The organism is Azotobacter beijerinckii, from assembly GCF_900110885.1.
In the GTDB taxonomy this organism is placed as follows: Bacteria; Pseudomonadota; Gammaproteobacteria; order Pseudomonadales; family Pseudomonadaceae; genus Azotobacter; species Azotobacter beijerinckii.
In genome coordinates this window covers 1-18,231 of record NZ_FOFJ01000066.1, presented here as the reverse complement: position 1 = coordinate 18,231, position 18,231 = coordinate 1, and the positions used below count along the sequence as shown (strand labels likewise).

Sequence of the window (18,231 nt, the reverse complement as noted above, 5' to 3'; positions counted from 1 at the left end):
GAGCTCGATCGGCGACCTGGAACGCTTTGCCGGCGTGGTGCGCGACCACTGGGCCATTGAGAACAGCCAGCACTGGGTGTTGGATGTGCAGTTTCGCGAGGATGCCAATCGCAGTCGCAAGGACCACTCGGCCAGCAACCTGGCCGTGATACGCCGTGCGGCACTGAACCTGATACGACAGAACGACAGCAGTCAACTGAGCATTGGCAGGCGGCGCATGCGGGCTTGCACCAATGCGCAGTACCGAACCCAACTGCTGTTTGGCCCGGATGCCTCATAGCGCGATTGCCCTGGGCCTGCACTCAGCCCGGCTGCTTCGGTCGCCAGGCGCAGTAGCCCGGGCGCGGGCCGATCTGCGGGTGGTTGCGGCAGGTGTCCGGGCGCTGCTCGTAGAGGGTGCACAGGCGCGTGCGCGCGTCGAGGTAGAGGCAGTCGCCGTTGCTGTGGCGGGCGAGGGTGAAGAGTTCGTGCTTGTGGTTGAAGTGCTCGACGACGCCGGCCTTCATCAGTCGCCGGGCGATCTGCTTGGCCGGTTCGTCCTGCTCGAAGGCGTCCGCCAGGCCCATGCGGATCAGGTCGGTGAGGCGCACCTCCACCGGCAGGGTGCAGCAGGTGGAGTGGCAGTCGCGGCACAGGCTCTGGCGGTATTTGACCCAGGTTTCCAGGCGGTCGGGTTCGGCGGCGGCGAGGATCGGCGGCTTTTTCATCGGTTCGGGGCATCGGCAAGGGGGCGCGATGATAGCGGCAAATCCGCCGGCCGGCGCATCCGCCTGGCGGCTTCGCTCGCTTTGTGCATGCTTGATCGAAGGGCGAGCGCCGTTGCCGGGCGAACCCCTCTTCCGTCACTGCATCCCGCGAGGTTGCCTCATGTCCGAGATGTCGCCCGTTCCCGAAGAGGTCGCCGCGTTTCGCGCGCGGATCGTCGACAAGCTGAAATACGCGATAGGCAAGGACCCCGAACACGCCGTCGGCCACGACTGGTTCGAGGCCGTCGCCCTGGCCGCCCGCGATCATCTGGTGGAAACCTGGATGGATCATGCCGACCGCACCTATCGCGAGAACCGCAAGCGGGTCTACTACCTGTCGCTGGAGTTTCTGGTCGGACGCCTCCTCCAGGCCTGCCTGAGCAACCTCGGCCTGCTCGAGGTCGCCCGCGCCGCGCTGGACGAACTGGGCGTCGATCTGGAGCAGATCCGCACGCTCGAACCGGACGCGGCGCTGGGCAACGGCGGCCTCGGCCGGCTGGCGGCCTGCTTCATGGAAAGCATGGCGACCCTCGGCATCCCCGCCTACGGCTACGGCATCCGCTACGACTACGGGCTGTTCCGCCAGGCCATCGTCGACGGCTGGCAACAGGAACAGACCGAGACCTGGCTGGAGTTCGGCAATCCCTGGGAGTTCGAGCGCCCGGAGGTCAGCTACCGGATCTGCTTCGGCGGCAGCGTGGTCTGCCGGGAAGGGGAGGAGGGCCGGCCGTGCCATGTCTGGCAGCCGGGCGAGGAGATGCGCGCGATCGCCTACGACACGCCGATCGTCGGCTGGCGCCGGCACAGCGTGAACACTTTGCGCCTGTGGCGCGGGCGAGCCGAGACCGACCTGCACCTGGAGCGCTTCAACGCCGGCGACCACCTCGGCGCGGTGGCCGAGTCGGTACATGCCGAGAGCATTTCCCGGGTGCTCTACCCGGCGGACGACACCGCCGCCGGCCAGGAGCTGCGCCTGCGCCAGGAGTACTTCTTCGTCTCCGCCTCGCTGCAGGACCTGCTGCGCCGGCACCTCAAGCAGCGCAGCGGCCTGCTCGACCTGCCGGAATACGTGGCCATCCAGCTCAACGACACCCATCCGTCGATCGCCGTGGCCGAGCTGATGCGCCTGTTGGTCGACGTCCACGGCCTGGACTGGGACAAGGCCTGGGCGCTGACCGTGGCGACCCTTTCCTACACCAACCACACGCTGCTGCCCGAGGCCCTGGAAAGCTGGCCGGTGGCGCTGATGGAGCGCCTGCTGCCGCGCCACATGCAGATCATCTACCTGATCAACGCCCAGCACATCGACCAGTTGCGCGCCCAGGGCCTGCACGATTTCGACCTGCTGCGGGCGGTTTCGCTGATTGAGGAGGAGCACGGCCGGCGGGTGCGCATGGGCAACCTGGCGTTTCTCGGCTCGCACAGCGTCAACGGCGTCTCGGCGCTGCACACCGAGCTGATGCGCAAGACCGTGTTCGCCCAGCTGCACCGCCTGTATCCCGACCGGATCAGCAACAAGACCAACGGCATCACCTTCCGTCGCTGGCTCTACCAGTGCAACCCGCGGCTCACCGCGCTGCTGGTCGGCGCGCTCGGCGAGGGGCTGCTCGACGACCCGGAGCACCTGCTCGGCGGGCTCGAGGCGCAGGCCGGGCAGAGCGCCTTCCACCAGCACTTCCACGCCCAGCGCCGGCACAACAAGGAAGTCCTCGCCGCGCTGGTGCGCGAACGCCTGGGCGTCGTCCTCGATCCCGAGGCGCTGTTCGACGTGCAGGTCAAGCGCATCCACGAGTACAAGCGCCAGTTGCTCAACCTGCTGCACTGCGTGGCGCTCTACCAGGCGATCCGCGACGAGCCGGGGGTGGACTGGGCGCCGCGGGTGAAGATCCTCGCCGGCAAGGCGGCGGCCAGCTATCACCAGGCCAAGCTGATCATCAAGCTGGCCAACGACATCGCCCGCACGGTGAACGGCGATCCCACGGTACGCGGCCGTCTCAAGGTGGTCTTCCTGCCCAACTACAACGTCAGCCTGGCGGAGGTCATCATCCCGGCGGCGGATCTTTCCGAGCAGATCTCCACCGCCGGCATGGAGGCCTCCGGGACCAGCAACATGAAGTTCGCCCTCAACGGCGCGCTGACCATCGGCACGATGGACGGCGCCAACGTGGAGATGTGCGAGCGGATCGGCGCCGAGCACATGTTCATCTTCGGCCTCGGCGCGCAGCAGGTGGACGCGCGCCGGCGCTCCGGCGAGGTCGGCGGGGCGGCCGTGGTGGCCGCCTCGCCGCGGCTCTCCGAGGTGCTCACGGCGATCCGCAGCGGGGTCTTCTCGCCGGACGATCCGGGGCGCTACGCCGGGCTGGTCGACGGCCTGCTGCACCACGACAACTTCATGGTCTGCGCCGACTTCGAGGCCTACTGGCAGGCCCAGCGCGAGGTCGAGGCGCGCTGGCGCACGCCGCAGCACTGGTGGCACTCGGCGGTGCTGAACACCGCGCGGACCGGCTGGTTCTCCTCCGACCGCACCATCCGCGAATACGCCCGCGAGATCTGGCGGCTGCCGGAGTGAGTCAGTCGGTCGCAGCGCCCTCGGGCGAAGCGCTGAACCTGCGACGGTCGTCCCGGTCAGAGGGAGGCGTCGCCCACCTAGTCGCGCTAAGATGCGCGAACTTTCCACCCCCGGAGCCCTTTCCATGTCCCGCGTAACCCTGAGTCGCTACCTGATCGAGCAGACCCGTTGCCACAACACCCCGGCCGACCTGCGCTTCCTCATCGAGGTGGTGGCGCGTGCCTGCAAGGAAATCAGCCATGCGGTATCCAAGGGTGCGCTGGGCGGCGTGCTCGGCAGCATGGGCACCGAGAACGTGCAGGGCGAGGTGCAGAAGAAGCTCGACGTGATGTCCAACGAGATCCTCCTGGAGGCCAACGAGTGGGGTGGCCACCTGGCCGGCATGGCCTCCGAGGAGATGGACACCGCCTACCAGATTCCCGGCAAGTACCCGAAGGGCGCCTACCTGCTGGTCTTCGACCCCCTGGACGGCTCCAGCAACATCGACGTCAACGTCTCGGTCGGCACCATCTTCTCGGTGCTGCGTTGCCCGGACGAGTACCTGAGCCAGAACGACAGCCTCAACGAGCAGGCCTTCCTCCAGCCGGGCACCAAGCAGGTGGCCGCCGGCTACGCGATCTACGGCCCGCAGACCATGCTCATGCTGACCCTCGGCAACGGCGTCAAGGGCTTCACCCTGGACCGCGAGCTGGGCAGCTTCGTGCTCACCCACGACAACCTGCACGTACCGGAAACCACCGCCGAGTTCGCCATCAACATGTCCAACCAGCGCCACTGGGAGCCGCCGGTCCAGCGCTACGTGGACGAACTGCTGGCCGGCAAGAGCGGCCCGCTGGACAAGAACTACAACATGCGCTGGATCGCCTCGATGGTCGCCGACGTGCACCGCATCCTCACCCGCGGCGGCATCTTCATGTACCCGCGCGACGCCCGCGAGCCGGGCAAGCCCGGCAAGCTGCGCCTGATGTACGAGGCCAACCCGATGTCCTTCATCATCGAGCAGGCCGGCGGCGCGGCGACCAACGGCACCCAGCGGATCCTCGACCTCCAGCCCGAATCCCTGCACCAGCGGGTGGCGGTGTTCCTCGGTTCGAAGGAAGAGGTCGAGCGCATCACCCGCTATCATCTTCAGGACTGACGCCCGCTGCCGTCGCCCGGGCGCTCCGAGGGTGCCCGGCTCGGCCTTTTCCGCACGTCCGCTCCCCCTTCGCGAGCCTCCGGCGCCGGCCGGGGGCGCTGCCGTGTCAGGCTTGTCGCTTTCCCTTGCCAGGATTCCCTCGATGTCGCGCCGTTTCGCCCTGCTGTCCCTCTGTCTCCTGCTGGCCGCCTGCAGCGACCCGCTCAACCAGGAGAACTATTCCAAGCTCAAGCCCGGCATGACCCGGCCCGAAGTCGAGCAACTGCTCGGCAAGCCGACCGAGTGTTCCGGGGCCTTCGGCTTCTCCAGCTGCACCTGGGGCGACCAGCGGACCTTCATCAGCGTGCAGTACGGCGGCGACAAGGTGCTGCTGTTCTCCGGGCAGGGCCTGCGGTGAAAGCGGCCGGGCCGTGGCGTATGCTCGGCCTGGCCGCTCTTGGCCTGCTGCTCGGCGGCTGCGCCTACTGGGGACGGGAGCCGCCGGCCACGGCTGGCGCGCTGGACCTCGCGCGCTACCAGGGCACCTGGTACGAGCTGGCGCGTCTGCCGGCGTCCTTCCAGCGCCGCTGCGTCCGGGCCGAGGCGCACTACCGCCTGCTGGCGCCCGACCAACTCGCCGTGCGCAACCGCTGTCGCACCGCCGAAGGCGAATGGCTGGAGGCCAGCGGCATCGCCCGGCCGCTGCAGCGGGGCCGCACCGACCAGCTCCGGGTACGCTTCCACAATGTCTTCGGCTACGGTTTTCCGGTCCTGGCCGGGGGCGACTACTGGGTGCTCTACGTCGACCCGGACTACCGGCTCGCCCTGGTCGGCAGCCCCGACCGCGAGTTCCTGTGGATACTCTCCCGCGACACGACGATCGCCCCGCAGGACCGCGAGCGCCTGCTGAAACTGGCCCGCGAGCAGGGCTACGACCTCGGGCTGCTGATCTGGCGGCCGGCGGACTGACCGCCCTCCGGCCGCGATCCCTACCGCCGCAAGGAGCCTCCATGCCGTCCCGCCACAACCTCTTCCAGCCGCTGCCCGACGCTGCCGCGGGCGAGTGCTTCGACGACCTGCTCAACCTGCCCGGTTGCCGGGTGGAGCGTATCGTTTCCCAGGGGCAGGCCAGTCCGCCGGGCTTCTGGTACGACCAGGACTGGGACGAGTGGGTGCTGCTTCTGGCCGGCAGCGCGCTGCTGCGTCTGGAGAGCGAGCCGAAGCCCATCGCCTTGGCGGTGGGCGATCACCTGCTGATTCCGGCCGGCGAGCGCCACCGCGTCGAGGCCACCGATCCGGCCGGCCCGACGGTCTGGCTGGCGGTGCACGTGCCGGGCGTTACGGCAGCCGGTTGACTTCCGGGAAGCGCGCGGCGAAGGCCGCGGGGATCGGCACCACCTTGCCGGCCTCGTAGTCGAAGAACACGAAGCCGTACTTGGCCAGGGCGATCAGGGCGCCGTCGGCCGGTCGGCTGACGCGGAACACGATGTCGCCGCCGTACTTGTTGAAGTCCGCCAGGCCGACCTCGAAGCGCAGCCGGTCGCGGGCATGGGCCTCGGCTTTGTAGAGGGTGGCGAGGTCGGTGACGATGATCCCGGGGCCGCTGGTCTCGGCGCCGCTGTCGTCGATGCCGTGGGCGTACAGGAAGCGCGAGCGCGCCTCGGAGAGCATCGAGACCAGCGCGTCGTTGCCCAGGTGGCGGGCGCCGTTGATGTCGCTGTTGCGCACGCTCATCTCGGTGCGGTAGCAGAGGCAGTGGGCGGGAAATTCCAGGTGCAGTCGGGCCATGGAGGGTTCTCGGGTCGGTGGATGGGTATTCGTGTCTAGCGGGGGCGGCCCCGGCGGTTGCAGAAGCGCGCCAGGGCGACGATCTCGCGGCTGCGCGGCAGCGCAATGTCCAGTTTGGCGGCCAGTTCGAGCACCGCGTCGCCGATCGCTGCCAGCTCCAGCGGGCGGCCGCGTTCGTGGTCCTGCAGCATCGAGGTGCGCACCGCGCCCATGGCCGCGCCGCGCTCGAGAAAGCCCGGCGGGTCGAGTTCGACCCGTGCGCCGTAGGCGGCGGCGACCAGCAGCCCCTCGTGCAGCAGATCGCAGACCAGCTCGTGCAGGTCGGGGCTGCTATAGACTTCGTCCAGGGTGGCGCCGCTGATCACCGACAGCGGGTTGGAGGTGAGGTTGGCGATCAGCTTGGTCCACAGCGCGTCGCGGATCCGCTCGCTGGCGCGGGCCTCGATGCCGGCTTCGGCGAGCAGCGCGCAGAGGCGCTCCAGGCGTTCGCTCGGGCGGTTGTCCGGCTCGCCGCAGACCATCCGCAGCGGGTTGGCGGAAACCGCCACGCCGGGCGCCGGGGACTCGGCGGTGACGAACGCCACGCAGCCGATCAGGTGCGGCGGGGCCAGGCGCGCGGCGAGCCGTCCGCCGGGATCGACCGCCTCGACGGACTGCCCGGCGAAGCGCCCGCCCTCGCCCAGGAAGTACCACCAGGGCACGCCGTTGAGCACCGGCACCACCAGGGTGTCGGCGCCGAGCATCGGTTCGATGGCTGGCAGCAGCGCGGGCAGGTCGTGGGCCTTGGTGCAGAGAAACAGCAGATCCTGCTCGCCGAGCACCGCACCGCGGTCGCTGGCATTCACCGCGGCGCAGTGCTCGCCCTGCCGGTCGGTCAGACGCACGCCGTCGCGGCGCAGCGCCTCCAGGCTGGCGCCGCGGGCCAGCAGGTTGACGGCCCGGCCGCTGCCCGCCAGGCGCGCGGCCAGCGTGCAGCCGATGGCGCCGGCGCCGGCGATGCCGATGCGCGGGAAAGAAGCGTCCATGTTCCCCTCCTGTGGCGACGGCGCTGCATGGCGCAACGTCAGCAGTCGGTCTTGTCTCAAGCGTAGCCGGAGCCGGCGTCGGGGGGAAAGCCCGGCGTTTCAGGCCGCCACGCCCTGGCGCGGCCCGAACAGCCGGCGCAGTCCCAGCGCCCCGAGCGCCCCGAGCATGGCCAGTCCGGCGTCCTTCTGGGCGTCCCATTCGTCGCCCTGGGTACCGAGGAAGGCGGTGCCCAGGTCCGGGCTGACGATCAGCGCCGCGAGCATTTCCAGTTGTTCGTAAAAGGCGCTCATGGCCATCGCCACGCACAGGGCGAGGCCGTCCAGCCAGAACCCGCGCAGGCCGGCGCGGCGCGCCAGCAACTCGCGCAGCGGGCAGGTCAGCAGCAGGCCGAAGGCGAAGTGCACCAGCCGGTCGTAGGGGTTGCGGGCGAGCCCCAGGCTGTCGCGCAGCCAGTCGCCCAGCGGCGTTTCCGCGTAGGTGTAGTGGGAGCCGTAAAGGTGCAGGGCGAGGAACAGGGCGAACAGCCGGTAGGCGCCGAGGGAAAAGGCGAAGCGCCGGTGGGTCGCCAGCAGCAGGGCGACGAAGAAGAACACCAGCAGGTTCTCCAAGAGCCAATCGGAACGGCTCAGCGGCTCGATGGCCGCCCACAGCCAGACCAGGGCGAGCAGGCCGGTGATCAGGGACAGCTGGCGCGGTGCGGCGTTCATCGGCGCTCTCCGGCGGCGGGCGGGCGGCGCCTCGCGGCTGCCGGACCGGGCGATGTGCACGGCCGGTTTCCCCGGGCGGCCGTCGCAGCGACGCCTGGGATCAACCTTAGGCAGGGGCACGGCGTTCTGCAAAAGGCCTGGCGGTCGCCGGGAAATTTCGGCGAACCCGGCGCATCCCCGTGGCCCCTTTCGGGGATATGATGCCGGCTACCCCGGGACGGATGGTCCTGTTCAGCCTTGGAGCAGAGCATGCAAACCTTGTATCCAGAGATCAAACCCTACGCCCGCCACCGGCTGGCGGTGGACCATCCCCACGAGCTGTACGTGGACGAGAGCGGCACGCCGGACGGCCTGCCGGTGGTGTTCATCCACGGCGGTCCGGGCTCGGGCTGCGACGGCATGAGCCGGCGCTTCTTCGATCCGACCCTGTACCGCATCGTCACCTTCGACCAGCGCGGCTGCGGCCGCTCGACGCCCTACGCGAGTCTGGAGAACAACACCACCTGGGATCTGGTGGCGGACCTGGAGCGCATCCGCGAGCACCTGGGCATCGAGCAGTGGGTGCTGTTCGGCGGTTCCTGGGGCTCGACCCTGGCGCTGGCCTACGCCCAGACCCATCCGGCGCGGGTGCATGCGCTGATCCTGCGCGGGATCTTCCTGTGCCGCCCGCAGGACTTCCAGTGGTTCTACCAGGAGGGGGCCAGCCGGCTGTTCCCTGACTACTGGCAGGACTATCTGGCGCCGATCCCGGCGGCGGAGCGCGGCGAGCTGATGCAGGCCTACTACAAGCGCCTCACCGGGGCCGACGAGATCGCCCAGATGCAGGCGGCCCGGGCCTGGTCGGTCTGGGAGGGGCGCACCGCGACCCTGCGGCCGAACCCGAATGTGGTCGAGCGCTTCCACGAGCATGCCCTGGCCATCGCCCGCATCGAGTGCCACTACTTCGTCAACGACGCCTTCCTGGCGCCCGGCCAGCTGCTGCGCGACATGCCGAAGATCGCCCACCTGCCGGGCGTGATCGTGCATGGCCGCTACGACGCGGTGTGCCCGCTGGACAACGCCTGGGCGTTGCACCGCGCCTGGCCGAACAGCGAGCTGCAGATCGTCCGCGATGCCGGGCACGCGGCCGGCGAGCCGGGCATCGTCGACGCCCTGGTGCGCGCCGCCGACGACCTTGTCCAGCGTCTGCTTGGCGTGCCGCCCGAGGAGGCCTGATGAAGGTGCTGATCCAGCGCGTCGCCATGGCCCGGGTGACGGTCGCGGGCGAGGAGGTCGGCGCGATCGGCCAGGGCCTGCTGGCGCTGGTCGGCATCGAGCCGCAGGACGGCCCGGAGAGCGTCGAGCGGATGCTGCAGCGGCTGCTCAACTACCGGGTGTTCGCCGACGCCGAGGGGCGCATGAACCTCTCCCTCGCCCAGGTCGGCGGCGGCCTGCTGCTGGTTTCGCAGTTCACCCTCGCCGCCGATACCAAGAGCGGCCTGCGCCCGAGCTTCTCCAGCGCCGCCCCGCCGGCCCACGGCCAGGCGCTCTTCGAGGCGCTGCTGGCGCTGGCCCGCGAGCGCCACCCGCAGGTCGCCGCCGGACGCTTCGGCGCCCACATGCAGGTCGAGCTGGTCAACGACGGGCCGGTGACCTTCCTGCTCGAGACCTGAGTTCGCCTGCCGGCTCCAGGCCGTTGTCCTCCAGCCACTCCAGGGCGTATTCGCGCAGCCGCCGCTGCCGGTAGGCGTGCCAAGCCTCGCGCAGCCGCGGGAAGTGTTCCAGTCCGTAGTCGAAGGTGCGCAGCGGCCGGCGCCCGCTCAGGGCGCGGCTGAGCAGCGGGTGGGCATGCGGGTCCGGCTGGGTGTAGAGGAAGTCCTCGCGCATCGCCAGGCTCTGCGCGCCGGCCAGGGGGTCGATGGGCAGGTAGCGCTCGGGCTGCACGTCGTACTTCTCGGCGCTGCCCGGAACCGGCGCCTGCGGGCCGACCGCGAGGATCTCGCCGGTGTCCAGGTCCAGGTAGTGATCGACGGCTTCGTCGCCTTCCAGGGCATTTTCCAGTCGCTGCAGGTCGATGGTCAGGGGAAGCATGGCGATCTCCGGCTGAGGGGGACGATGCCTCAGCTTAACGGTTGCCGGGAGGGGCGCGGCAAGCCCCGACGGGCGGCCCGGCGCAGGGCGGGAAGCGGTGGCCGGGCCGCTGGCTTCGCCGTCGCTTCCCGCCGTCGTCGCGATCCGCGCCGAGCATTTCGGCGGAGTACCGCTCGTCGGTCTGACGGCCTGTTGAAGGATTTGGTTAAAATATCTAAACGCATGAATTAAAAGGAAAAACCACCGATCCTTCCCCGTTGTCCGAAGGCTTTGATTTTCCCCATTGTTTTCAATAGGTTAGAGTTGCCGGCTGCCGACTCTTTTCCCCCCTTTTTCAGCCATGTCCGAGCCTTGCGCAATGACGTCGATAATCGCTTCATGCCGCGGCCTGCTGCTGGTCGGCTCAACCCTCCTGGCGCTGGGCGTCGCCCCGGCCTGGGGCTTTGGCTTCGACGAGGTGGCCGAGCGGGCGAAGAGCCTGGCTCGCGAGCCTTACGTCGCGCCGGTCAGCAACCTGCCGGCCGAGTTCGCCAACATGACCTTCGCCGACCACCAGCAGATCCGCTTCCGTGCCGAGAAGGCCTACTGGGCCGACGAGAAGACCCGCTTCAAGCTGGGTTTCCACCACCAGGGCATGCACTTCGCCACGCCGGTGCGGATCAACGAGCTGGTCGCCGGCAACCCCCGGGAAATCGGCTACGACCCCTCGCGCTTCGATTTCGGCACCCTGCGCGTCGATCCCAAGGCGGTCGAGAAGCTCGGCTACGCCGGCTTCCGCGTGCTCTACCCGGTCAACCGGGCGGACAAGCAGGACGAGGTCGCCACCTTCCTCGGCGCCAGCTACTTCCGGGTGGTCGGCCAGGGCCAGGTGTTCGGCCTCTCCGCCCGCGGCCTGGCGATCGACACCGCGCTGCCTTCCCGCGAGGAGTTCCCGCGCTTTCGCGAGTTCTGGATCGAGCGCCCCGGGCCGCAGGACCGCCACCTGACGATCTTCGCCCTGCTCGACTCGCCGCGCGCCACCGGCGCCTATCGCATCGTCCTGCACCCCGGCCGGGACAGCCGGATGGACATCCAGGCTCGGCTCTACCTGCGCGGGCCGGTCGGCCGGCTGGGCCTGGCGCCGCTGACCAGCATGTTCCTGTTCGGCGACAACCAGCCGTCGCCGCAGGTCAACTTCCGTCCGCAGATCCACGACTCCAGCGGTCTGCTGATCCATGACGGCAATGGCGACTGGATCTGGCGCCCGCTGCAGAACCCGAAGTGGGTGTCGGTGACCCCCTACAGCCTGGAGAATCCCCGGGGCTTCGGCTTGCTGCAGCGCGGTCGCGAGTTCTCCGACTACGAAGACCTGGACGACCGCTACGACCTGCGCCCGAGCGCCTGGGTCGAGCCGCTGGGCCCGTGGGGCCAGGGCAGCGTGGAGCTGGTGGAGATTCCCACCGCGGACGAGACCAACGACAATATCGTCGCCTTCTGGCGGCCGCGGACCCTGCCCGCGCCCGGCCAGCCGCTGGATTTCGCCTATCGCCTGCACTGGACCCAGAACGAGGCGGCGCTGCACCCGAAGGAGTCCGCGTGGGTCAGGCAGACCCTGAGCGCGCTGGGCGAGCTGAAGCAGCGCAACCTGGTCCGCCAGGCCGACGGCAGCACCCTCCTGCTGGTGGACTTCGAGGGGCCGGCGCTGCAGGCGCTGGCGCCGGATACGCCGCTCGTCAGCCAGGTCAACGTCGACCACAACGGCGAGCTGCTGGAGAACAGCCTGCGCTACCACCCGGCCATCCGGGGCTGGCGCCTTACCCTGCGTCTGAAGATCAAGGACCCGCAGCGGCCGGTGGAGATGTACGCCGCACTGGTCAAGGGCGACCGACGCCTGACCGAAATCTGGAGCTACCAGTTGCATGCCAAAGAATAATCCGACCTCCCTCCAGACTCCGCTGGACGAGTACCTGCGGCATCTGCCGCTGGCCAAGGCCGAGCGCGAGCGCCTGGCCGATGCCGGCTCGCTTGCCGAACTGCACCGCCGGCTGGGCGGGGATGCCCCGGCAGCGCTCGACGATGCCGCCCTGGCCTCGGCCGCCCGGCGCCTGGCTGGAGGCTACGGCGACGCACTGGCGGCGGCCGGAGCGCTCGACGCGGATGCCGCCGGCCGTGCCTGCCTGGCGGCCGCGCCGCCGATCCGCCGCACCCGGGTGATTCCCGAGCCCTGGGGCAGCAACCTGCTGCTGCGCGCCTGGCGCCGGCTCACCGGCCGCGGCTGCCCGCCCGCGCCGCCGCGCGAGCGGCCGCCGGCGAGCTGGCAGCAGCTCGCCTCGCTGCGCCGGCTGGTCCTGATGCTGCTGATGTTCGGTCCGACCGCCCTGGCCACCTGGTACATGATGGACATCCTGCCGTGCTGCGACTGGTCCTCCGCCGCGTTCGCCGGGGGCCCCCCGAACAGCCCCTGGCACAGCCTGGGCACGGCGCTGCCCTATCTGCTCGAGGGCAGCGTGCTCACGCTCTTCGCGCTGCTCTTCGGCTGGGTCTCCGCCGGCTTCTGGACGGCGGTGATGGGCTTCTGGGAACTCTTGCGCGGGCGCGACCGCCAGCATGTCTCCGCGGCCGGCCTGGGCACGGCGCCGATTCCCGCCGAGGCGCGCACGGCGATCGTCATGCCGATCTGCAACGAGGACGTGGCGCGGGCCTTCGCCGGGCTGCGGGCGACCTACGAGTCGCTGGCCGCCAGCGGCGAGCTGGAGCGCTTCGACCTCTTCATCCTCAGCGACAGCGGTTCGGCGGACATCGCCGCCGCCGAGCAGCAGGCCTGGCTCGAGCTGTGTCGCGAGACCGGCGGCTTCGGGCGGATCTTCTACCGCCGGCGCCGCCGCCGGGTGAAGCGCAAGAGCGGCAACATCGACGACTTTTGCCGACGCTGGGGCAGCCAGTACCGCTACATGGTGGTGATGGACGCCGACAGCGTGATGAGCGGCGACTGCCTGACCACCCTGGTGCGGCTGATGGAGGCCAATCCCGAGGCCGGGATCATCCAGACCGCACCCAAGGCCTCGGGCCGCGACACCCTCTATGCGCGTATGCAGCAGTTCGCTACCCGCGTCTATGGCCCGCTGCTGACCGCCGGCATGCACTTCTGGCAGCTCGGCGAGTCGCACTACTGGGGGCACAACGCGATCATCCGCATGGCGCCGTTCATCGAGCACTGCGCGCTGGCGCCGCTGCCGGGACGTGGGGTGTTCGCCGGGGCGATCCTCTCCCACGACTTCGTCGAGGCCGCGCTGATGCGCCGCGCCGGCTGGGGCGTGTGGGTCGCCTACGACCTGCCGGGCAGCTACGAGGAGCTGCCGCCGAACCTGCTCGACGAACTCAAGCGCGACCGCCGCTGGTGCCACGGCAACCTGATGAACTTCCGTCTGTTCCTGGTCCGGGGCATGCATCCGGTGCACCGCGCGGTGTTCCTCACCGGGGTGATGTCCTACCTGTCGGCGCCGCTGTGGTTCGCCTTCCTGCTGCTCTCCACCGCGCTGATGACGGCGCACCAGTTGCTGACGCCGCAGGCGCTCGGCGGAGACTCGGGCGTCTTCCCGATCTGGACCCCCTGGTATCCCCAGGAGGCCATGCTGCTCTTCTACAGCACCCTGACCATGCTGGTGCTGCCCAAGCTGCTCAGCCTGGTGCTGGTCTGGGTCAAGGGCGCCGGGGCTTATGGCGGGGCGCTGCGGGTGACCCTGAGCCTGCTGCTGGAGATGGTCTGCTCGATGCTGCTGGCGCCGGTGCGGATGTTCTTCCACAGCTGCTTCGTGATCGGCGCCTTCCTCGGCCGTTCGGTGCAGTGGAAGTCGCCGCGCCGCGATGACGGCTCCACCTCCTGGGGCGAGGCGCTGCGCCGGCACGGCAGCCAGACCCTGCTCGGGCTCGCCTGGGCGCTGCTGGTGGGCTGGCTGGACCCGCGCTTCCTCGGCTGGCTGGCGCCGATCATCGGCGCCCTGACGCTGTCCATCCCGGTGTCGGTGATTTCCAGCCGGGTCGGCCTGGGCCGCTTCCTGCGCGAGCGGAAACTGTTCCTGATCCCCGAGGAGCACGAGACCCCGGCCGAGTTGTGCGCCACCGAGCGCTACACCCGGGAGAATCGCCGGCGCGCGCAGGGCGGCGCCTTCGTCCGGGCGGTGGTCGATCCGCTGGGCAACGCGCTGGCCTGCGCGATGGCCACGGCGCGCCACGGCCGCTCGGCGGCGATCGAGCGGCTGCGCGAGGAGCGCGTCGAGCATGCACTGGCCGCGGGGCCGGAGCGGCTCGACGGCGAGACCCGGCTGGCCCTGCTCGGCGATCCGGTGGCACTGGCGCGCCTGCACCTGCGGTTGTGGGAGGAGGGCTGGGAGAGTTGGCTGGCGCCCTGGCGGCGCTCGCTGGGCGGCCTCTACCGGAGCGGCGGACGGCTCCCGGCTGCGCTCGGCGAGGCGAAGCCGGCGGTCGACGGGGTGCGGCTGGCCGGCTAGGCCACAGCCGGCCAGCATGAAAAAACCGCACCGGGCGCTGGCGCCGGGTGCGGTTGGCTGGAGGGTCGCCCCGCGGGGGCGGCGGCTGAAGGCTCGGGCCGCCGCGGCGGCCCTGGCCGGATCAGCGCACCAGGCAGGGCTTCTTGTTGTCGAAGGTCCAGCCGGGGATCAGGTACTGCATGGCGACGGAGTCGTCGCGTGCGCCGAGGCCCATGCCCTTGTACAGCTCGTGGGCCTTGTTCAACTGGTCCATGTCGATTTCCACGCCCAGGCCCGGCTTCTGCGGCACCTTGACCTTGCCGCCGACGATCTGCAGCGGCTCGCGGGTCAGGCGCTGGCCGTCCTGCCAGATCCAGTGGGTGTCGATGGCGGTGATCTTGCCCGGCGCCGCGGCGGCGACGTGGGTGAACATGGCTAGCGAGATGTCGAAGTGGTTGTTCGAGTGCGAGCCCCAGGTCAGGCCCCACTCGTGGCACAGCTGCGCCACCCGCACCGAGCCCTGCATGGTCCAGAAGTGCGGGTCGGCCAGCGGGATGTCCACCGACTGCAGCTGGATGGCGTGGCCCATCTGCCGCCAGTCGGTGGCGACCATGTTGGTCGCGGTGGGCAGCCCGGTGGCGCGGCGGAACTCGGCCATCACCTCGCGGCCGGAGTAGCCGTCCTCGGCGCCGCACGGGTCCTCGGCGTAGGCCAGCACGCCGTGCATGTCGCGGCACAGGCGGATGGCGTCCTTGAGCAGCCAGCCGCCGTTGGGATCGAGGGTCACGCGCGCCTCGGGGAAGCGCTCGGCCAGCGCGGTGACCGCCTCGATCTCCTCCTCGCCGCGCAGCACGCCGCCCTTGAGCTTGAAGTCCTGGAAGCCGTAGCGCGCCTGCGCCGCCTCGGCCAGGCGGACCACCGCCTCCGGGGTCAGGGCCTTCTCGTGGCGGACGCGGAACCAGTCGTCGGCGGCCTCGGGCTCGCTGTGGTAGGGCAGGTCGGTCTTCTGGCGGTCGCCGACGTAGAACAGATAGCCGAGCATCTCCACCTCGTCGCGCTGCTGGCCCTCGCCGAGCAGGGCCGCCACCGGCACCTCGAGGAACTGGCCGAGCAGGTCGAGCAGCGCTGCCTCCAGGGCGGTCACCGCGTGGATGGCGATGCGCAGGTCGAAGGTCTGCAGGCCGCGGCCGCCGGCATCGCGCCCGGCGAAGGCCTGGCGTACCTGGTTGAGGAGCTTCTGGTACTGGCCGATCGGCTGGCCGATCAGCAGTGCGCGGGCGTCTTCCAGGGTCTGGCGGATGCCTTCGCCGCCGGGGACTTCGCCGACCCCGGTGTGGCCGGCGCTGTCCTTGAGGAGGACGATGTTGCGGGTGAAGTAGGGGCCGTGGGCGCCGCTCAGGTTGAGCAGCATGGAGTCGTGGCCGGCCACCGGGATGACCTGCAGCTCAGTGATGACGGGAGCCTGGCTGGTTGCTTGGGAAAGCGGAGTGCTCATGGTGGATTCCTGTAAGGGTTGCAGGGGACGTTGTGCTCCGTCCCTCGCCGCGCGCGGGAGCGGGCGGCGGGGCGGAGCTCGGTTTCAGGAGTGGGGTTGGCTAAGCGTTGGGCCGGGCAGGCCCGGCGCTTCCTGGTCGCCGGCCTTGGTGCGGGCGAAGAACACCACGATGGCCGCCAGCACCGAGGTCGCGGCCAGGGCGTAGAGGCCGCCCTGGATCGAGCCGGTGTGCTGTTCGAGCAGGCCGAAGGTGGTCGGCGCGACGAAGCCGCCGAGGTTGCCCACCGAGTTGATCAGGGCGATCACGCCGGCGGCGATGCGCGCGTCCAGATAGGCTTGGGGAATCGGCCAGAACAGTGAGGACGCCGACTTGAAGCCGATGGCCGCGAAGCACACGGCGACGAAGGCGAAGATCGGCCCGCCGGTGGTGGAGACGAACATCCCCAGGGCGGCGATCAGCAGGGCCGCGGCGACCCAGGCCTGCTGGAACTTCCACTTGGCGGCCAGCCGGGCGAAGGCGTACATGCCGATGATCGAGATCAGCCAGGGAATCGAGTTGAAGAGGCCGACCTCGACGCTGTTCAGCTCGCCCATCCGCTTGATGATGGTGGGCAGCCAGAAGGTGGCGGCATAGATGGTCAGCTGGATGCAGAAGTAGATCACGCAGAACAGGACTATCTGGTGGTCCTTGAGCAGCGCCCCGAGCGACGGCTTGACCGTGGTCGCCGCTTCGCGGGCGCGCTGTTCCTCGTCGATGGCTGCGACCAGGGCATCCTGCTCGGCACGTTCCAGCCACTTGGCGTCGTGCGGCCTGGAGTCCAGCCAGAACCAGACGAAGCCGCAGAGCAGCACCGAAGCCATGCCCTCGATGAAGAACATCCACTGCCAGCCGTGCCAGCCGAGCCCTTGGATCTGCAGCAGGGCACCGGACAGCGGGCCGGAGATCAGCGAGGCGATCGCCGAGCCGCTGAGGAAGATGGCGATGGCCTTGCCGCGTTCGGCCCCCGGCAGCCAGCGGGTGAAGTAGTAGATCACCCCGGGGAAGAAGCCCGCTTCGGCGATCCCGAGCAGGAAGCGCAGGATGTAGAAGTGGGTTTCGTTCTGGATGAAGGCCATCGCCGTGGCGACCAGGCCCCAGGTCAGCATGATGCGGGTCAGCCAGGCGCGGGCGCCGACCTTCTGCAGGAGCAGGTTGGAGGGCACTTCGAAGAGGGCGTAGCCGATGAAGAACAGGCCGGCGCCGAAGCCGAAGGCCGCTGCGCCGATGCCCAGGTCGGTTTCCATCTGGGAGCGGACGAAGCCGATGTTCACCCGGTCGATGTAGTTGACGATGAACATGATGACGAACAGCGGCAGCACATGGCGCTTGACCTTGTCGACCGCCGACTGCAGCGTCGGATCGGCGGCGGGGCCGGCGCCGGCATTAGATGCATGGTTCACGGGTGAGTCTCCCACTGGTTATTTTTATTTGGGGGTGAGCCGGGGGCCCGGCCTGCCGGAGGGCAGCCGGGCGGCAACATCACTGCGGACCGAGCTTGCGGATCAGCGCGGCGAGGCGCTCGTACTCGTCGGGCAGCAGGTCGGTCAGCGGCGCGCGCACCGGACCGGCGTCGTGGCCGACGATCTTCGCCCCGGCCTTGACCATGCTTACCGCGTAACCGGCGCGGCGGTTGCGGATCTCCAGGAGCGGCAGGAAGAAGTCGTCGATGATCTTGCCGACGGTCTCGTGGTCGTCGGCGGCGATCGCCTTGTAGAACTCCATCGCGGTGCGCGGGATGAAGTTGAACACCGCCGAGGAATACACCGGTACGCCGAGGGCCTTGTAGGCCGCGGCGAAGACTTCGGCGGTCGGCAGGCCGCCCAGATAGGTGAAGCGCTCGCCCAGACGGCGGCGCACCGAGACCATCAGCTCGATGTCGCCCAGGCCGTCCTTGTAGCCGATCAGGTTCGGGCAGCGCTCGGCGAGCTGTTCCAGCAGGCTCGGGGTCAGCCGGCAGACGTTGCGGTTGTAGACCACCACGCCGATCTTCACCGACTTGCAGATCGCCTCGACGTGGGCGGTGACGCCTTCCTGGCTGGCTTCGGTCAGGTAGTGCGGGAGGATCAGCAGGCCTTTGGCGCCCAGGCGCTCGGCTTCCTGGGCCATGTGGATGGCCTGGCGGGTCGGGCCGCCGACGCCGGCGAGGATCGGCACGCTGCCGGCACAGGTGTCCACCGCGGTCTTGATGATCTGCGGGTACTCGTTGA

Annotated in this window: 18 protein-coding genes; 10 read left to right on the top strand and 8 right to left on the bottom strand. The window is 69.6% G+C overall.

Annotated features, from left to right (window positions below; translation table 11 throughout):
- Positions 1 to 280, top strand: a 280-nt coding sequence (locus BMY22_RS19755) for an ISAs1 family transposase (RefSeq protein ID WP_143068558.1), incomplete at its 5' end; no start/stop codon positions are given.
- 22 nt (positions 281 to 302) lie between these two features.
- On the opposite strand, the gene BMY22_RS19750 is transcribed toward BMY22_RS19755, so the two are convergent.
- Entirely contained in the window at positions 303 to 707 is a 405-nt protein-coding gene (locus BMY22_RS19750; RefSeq protein WP_090624902.1) for a YkgJ family cysteine cluster protein, read from the bottom strand.
- Positions 708 to 867: 160 nt separating this feature from the next.
- Between BMY22_RS19750 and BMY22_RS19745 the strand changes: the two genes are divergently transcribed.
- The 5 genes from BMY22_RS19745 to BMY22_RS19725 all read left to right on the top strand — a co-directional run bounded on the left by BMY22_RS19745 (position 868) and on the right by BMY22_RS19725 (position 5,787).
- Positions 868 to 3,315, top strand: a complete 2,448-nt coding sequence (locus tag BMY22_RS19745) for a glycogen/starch/alpha-glucan phosphorylase (RefSeq protein WP_090624900.1) — start codon at positions 868 to 870, stop codon at positions 3,313 to 3,315.
- A 124-nt stretch (positions 3,316 to 3,439) separates the two neighbouring features.
- Positions 3,440 to 4,453, top strand: a complete 1,014-nt coding sequence (locus tag BMY22_RS19740; RefSeq protein ID WP_090624898.1) for a class 1 fructose-bisphosphatase — start codon at positions 3,440 to 3,442, stop codon at positions 4,451 to 4,453.
- A 142-nt stretch (positions 4,454 to 4,595) separates the two neighbouring features.
- Positions 4,596 to 4,850, top strand: coding sequence for an outer membrane protein assembly factor BamE domain-containing protein (gene bamE, locus BMY22_RS19735; protein ID WP_090624896.1), 255 nt, complete (start codon positions 4,596 to 4,598; stop codon positions 4,848 to 4,850).
- A gap of 20 nt (positions 4,851 to 4,870) precedes the next feature.
- Positions 4,871 to 5,401: a lipocalin family protein gene (locus BMY22_RS19730; protein ID WP_175559746.1), complete on the top strand. Its 531-nt coding sequence runs from the start codon at positions 4,871 to 4,873 to the stop codon at positions 5,399 to 5,401.
- Positions 5,402 to 5,442: 41 nt separating this feature from the next.
- Positions 5,443 to 5,787 carry a cupin domain-containing protein gene (locus tag BMY22_RS19725; protein ID WP_090624892.1) on the top strand — a complete coding sequence of 115 codons (345 nt, stop codon included), beginning with the start codon at positions 5,443 to 5,445 and terminating at the stop codon, positions 5,785 to 5,787.
- Here the strand turns inward: BMY22_RS19725 and BMY22_RS19720 are convergent.
- The 3 genes from BMY22_RS19720 to BMY22_RS19710 all read right to left on the bottom strand — a co-directional run bounded on the left by BMY22_RS19720 (position 5,771) and on the right by BMY22_RS19710 (position 7,953).
- Positions 5,771 to 6,220 carry a thioesterase family protein gene (locus BMY22_RS19720; RefSeq protein WP_208599347.1) on the bottom strand — a complete coding sequence of 150 codons (450 nt, stop codon included), beginning with the start codon at positions 6,218 to 6,220 and terminating at the stop codon, positions 5,771 to 5,773. The genes BMY22_RS19725 and BMY22_RS19720 overlap by 17 nt on opposite strands.
- 35 nt (positions 6,221 to 6,255) lie before the next feature.
- Positions 6,256 to 7,245, bottom strand: a complete 990-nt coding sequence (locus BMY22_RS19715) for a ketopantoate reductase family protein (RefSeq protein ID WP_090624890.1) — start codon at positions 7,243 to 7,245, stop codon at positions 6,256 to 6,258.
- Positions 7,246 to 7,344: 99 nt separating this feature from the next.
- Positions 7,345 to 7,953 carry a DUF2238 domain-containing protein gene (locus tag BMY22_RS19710; RefSeq protein ID WP_090624888.1) on the bottom strand — a complete coding sequence of 203 codons (609 nt, stop codon included), beginning with the start codon at positions 7,951 to 7,953 and terminating at the stop codon, positions 7,345 to 7,347.
- Between the two features lie 249 nt (positions 7,954 to 8,202).
- Here BMY22_RS19710 and pip point away from each other — a divergent pair, with 249 nt between their 5' ends.
- Together pip and dtd are read left to right on the top strand one after the other, a co-directional pair.
- Positions 8,203 to 9,168: a prolyl aminopeptidase gene (gene pip / locus BMY22_RS19705; protein ID WP_090624886.1), complete on the top strand. Its 966-nt coding sequence runs from the start codon at positions 8,203 to 8,205 to the stop codon at positions 9,166 to 9,168.
- Positions 9,168 to 9,605, top strand: coding sequence for a D-aminoacyl-tRNA deacylase (gene dtd, locus BMY22_RS19700; protein ID WP_090624884.1), 438 nt, complete (start codon positions 9,168 to 9,170; stop codon positions 9,603 to 9,605). Before pip ends, dtd begins: the two co-directional genes overlap by 1 nt.
- Here the strand turns inward: dtd and BMY22_RS19695 are convergent.
- Positions 9,568 to 10,023 carry a UPF0158 family protein gene (locus BMY22_RS19695; RefSeq protein ID WP_090624883.1) on the bottom strand — a complete coding sequence of 152 codons (456 nt, stop codon included), beginning with the start codon at positions 10,021 to 10,023 and terminating at the stop codon, positions 9,568 to 9,570. The two genes, dtd and BMY22_RS19695, sit on opposite strands and share 38 nt — an antisense overlap.
- A 358-nt stretch (positions 10,024 to 10,381) precedes the next feature.
- Between BMY22_RS19695 and BMY22_RS19690 the strand changes: the two genes are divergently transcribed.
- Positions 10,382 to 11,935, top strand: a complete 1,554-nt coding sequence (locus BMY22_RS19690; protein WP_090624881.1) for a glucan biosynthesis protein G — start codon at positions 10,382 to 10,384, stop codon at positions 11,933 to 11,935.
- Positions 11,922 to 14,510 (top strand): glucans biosynthesis glucosyltransferase MdoH, encoded by a 2,589-nt coding sequence (mdoH, locus tag BMY22_RS19685; RefSeq protein ID WP_090624880.1) that lies wholly within the window; start codon positions 11,922 to 11,924, stop codon positions 14,508 to 14,510. The genes BMY22_RS19690 and mdoH overlap by 14 nt, the downstream gene beginning before the upstream one ends.
- A gap of 121 nt (positions 14,511 to 14,631) precedes the next feature.
- Here the strand turns inward: mdoH and gudD are convergent, their stop codons facing one another.
- The 3 genes from gudD to BMY22_RS19670 all read right to left on the bottom strand — a co-directional run.
- Positions 14,632 to 15,984, bottom strand: coding sequence for a glucarate dehydratase (gudD, locus tag BMY22_RS19680; protein WP_090624878.1), 1,353 nt, complete (start codon positions 15,982 to 15,984; stop codon positions 14,632 to 14,634).
- A gap of 84 nt (positions 15,985 to 16,068) precedes the next feature.
- Complete coding sequence (locus BMY22_RS19675; RefSeq protein ID WP_425265984.1) at positions 16,069 to 17,424, bottom strand: MFS transporter; 1,356 nt, start codon at positions 17,422 to 17,424, stop codon at positions 16,069 to 16,071.
- Positions 17,425 to 17,503: 79 nt separating this feature from the next.
- The coding region (locus tag BMY22_RS19670) for a 5-dehydro-4-deoxyglucarate dehydratase (protein WP_090624876.1) at positions 17,504 to 18,231 on the bottom strand (728 nt) is incomplete at its 5' end.